This is a genomic window from Microbacterium sp. (assembly GCF_032084865.1).
GTDB lineage: Bacteria > Actinomycetota > Actinomycetes > Actinomycetales > Microbacteriaceae > Microbacterium.
Map to the genome: position 1 here is coordinate 1 of NZ_DAMDLU010000183.1, position 2,402 is coordinate 2,402.

At 71.3% G+C, this 2,402-nt stretch carries 2 protein-coding genes and 1 pseudogene; all 3 read right to left on the reverse strand.

Features of this window, described 5'->3' with window-relative positions; all coding sequences use genetic code 11:
- Positions 1–125 precede the first annotated feature (125 nt).
- Complete coding sequence (locus RT309_RS13910; RefSeq protein WP_396654462.1) at positions 126–1,160, reverse strand: permease; 1,035 nt, start codon at positions 1,158–1,160, stop codon at positions 126–128.
- Positions 1,157–1,573, reverse strand: coding sequence for a transcriptional repressor (locus RT309_RS13915; protein WP_313357985.1), 417 nt, complete (start codon positions 1,571–1,573; stop codon positions 1,157–1,159). The genes RT309_RS13910 and RT309_RS13915 overlap by 4 nt, the downstream gene beginning before the upstream one ends.
- Positions 1,574–1,648: 75 nt before the next feature.
- Positions 1,649–2,402, reverse strand: a pseudogene (locus tag RT309_RS13920) (cell division initiation protein); the annotation flags it as partial.

Sequence of the window (2,402 nt, forward strand, 5' to 3'; positions counted from 1 at the left end):
TGTACAGGGTGAGGCGGCCGGTCACGGCGAGAACGAGCGTGACCACCGAGATGACGACGGCGAGGCCGACGCCCAGCCAGCGGGAGGCGATGGCGCGCCAGTGGTCGCGGCGCGCGTCTGCGGTGTCAGCCAAGGACGTTCACCCCGATCCCGATCACGCAGGCCGACAGCACGACCACGCCGACGACGGCGGCCAGCACGCGGGCGGTGAAGGTGGTGCGCAGCAGCGCGAGCATCTTCACGTCGACCAGCGGGCCGACGATGAGGAACGCGATGATCGCACCCGACGAGAAGGTCGAGGCGAACGACAGGGCGAAGAAGGCGTCGACGTTCGAGCAGATCGCGACGGTCATCGCGAGTGCGACCATGGCGATGATCGACAGCACGGGGTTCGAGCCGATCGCCAGCAGCACGTCACGCGGCACGAGCACCTGCACGGCTCCGGCGAGCGCGGAGCCGATCACGAGTGCCGGCATGACGGCGCGCAGCTCGATGAGGAACTGCACGAGGCTGCGACGTGCGGGGCTGCCGGGCTCGTGCGCCACATGCTCGCAGGTGTCGACGAATCGTTCGGTGAGCAGCGCCTGCTGGTCGCGGCGCAGACTGAAGATCCACCCGATCAGGTTCGCGATGACGAAGCCGCCGAGCAGACGGGCGACGAGGATCCCGCCGTCCCAGCCGAACGCGGCGTGGGTGGTGAGGATCACGATGGGGTTGACGATCGGCGCGGCGATGAGGAAGGTCATCGCCTCGGCCGGTGCGAGGCCGCGCATCATCAGCCCGCGGGCGAAGGGCACGTTGCCGCACTCGCAGACCGGGATGAACATGCCCAGCAGCGACAGCACGCCGCGCCGCGCCCACGGATTGCGCGGCAGCCAGCGCTGCACGGCATCCGATGGCAGCCACACCTGCACGACGATCGACAGGACGACGCCGAGGATCACCCAGGGCAGCGCCTCGATCAGCACGCTGAGCGCGAGGGTCAGTCCGTCCTGAGCGCGGGCGGGCAGGGCATCCGGAAAGAGCGTCGGCGCGAACAGGTCGATGAGCACCAGAACGGCGACGATGCCGGCACCGGTCGCGAGGGCGGGGCCGGTCGGCACTCGGCGGGGCGGCGGCCGGTGCGCATGCGGCACCGTCGGCGAGGCCGTGAGTGTCACGGCGAGGCCTCGGGTGCGGCATCCTGCCGGTTGGCGCAGGTGGCGCAGAGACCGAAGATGTCGACGACGTGCTCGGCGTCGCGGAAGCCGTGCAGGGACGCCGTGCGCTGAGCCCACTGCTCGACGTCCTTCGCCTCGATCTCGACCGTCAGACCGCACGACCGGCAGATGAGGTGATGGTGGTGCCCTTCGGTCGAGCACGCCCGGTACAGCGCCTCGCCCTCAGGGCTCTGCAGCGAGTCCGCCTCGCCCGAGGCGGCGAGGCCGGCCAGCGCACGGTACACCGTGGCGAGGCCGATCCCGGTGTTCGCCTGGCGCAGCTCGGCGTGCAGCGACTGGGCGCTCACGAAGCCGCGCGCGTCGGCGAGCGCATCGCGCACGCGTTCGCGCTGCCAGGTGTTCCGCTGAGCCATGCCTCGAGTCTAGGCCGGGCGGCTGTGCAGGCGATCCGTGCGGATCGCGCTCGGCCGCCGATCAGCGACGGGCTGTCAGCGGCCGGTGCGGTCGGCCTTCGCGCCGGATGCCGACGGCTCGTCGTCATCGAACGAGTCGGCCGCGCCCGGGGCAGCTGCGTCATCCGCAGCGGCGTCATCCGCCGGCGCGTCAGAGGCAGCATCGTCATCCGCAGCGTCATCGGCCACGGCGGGTTCGCTCGCCGCGGCGGTCAGCACGCCTTCGGGACGCAGCAGCTCGCGCACCTCGGCCATGAAGCTGTTCAGCTGCTGCTGCTGCCAGCGCAGCTGGCGGGTCTGATCCTCGGCATCCCGCAGCACGCCGGTGGCGTGCCCGGTGACCGAGTCGACGATCTTCTGCGCCTTGGCCCGTGCGCGCTCGAGGATCTCGCGAGCCTTCACCTGTGCGTCGGCCTCGATGGCCTGCGCCTGCGTGCGCATCAGGCGCTCGTAGTCCTCGGCCTTCGACGAGATGCGCTGCGCGTGATCGAGCGAGGCGGCGACCTGCTCGTTGGCGTCGGCGGTGATCCGCTCGGCGTGCGCGACCGCCTGGTTGTGCAGCACGAGGAACTCCTGCTGCGCGTCGTCCTGTCTGCGCGTCAGCGTCTCTTCGAACTCCAGCACCCGTGCGTTCATCTCGCGCACCTCGCGCTCGGCGTCGGCGCGCAGGTCGGTGGTCTCGCGGGTGACCATGGCGCGCAGCGCCGCGGCGCCCTTCTCGGCCTCGGTGCGCACGGTGGCGGCCTCGCGCTCGGCCTGCGCGACCTTCTCTGCGGCGTGCGCCGACTCA

What these genes read in the sequence shown, in the direction of transcription:
- RT309_RS13915 (WP_313357985.1), bottom strand. Translation starts at nt 1,573, where the DNA reads ATGGCTCAGCGGAACACCTGGCAGCGCGAACGCGTGCGCGATGCGCTC.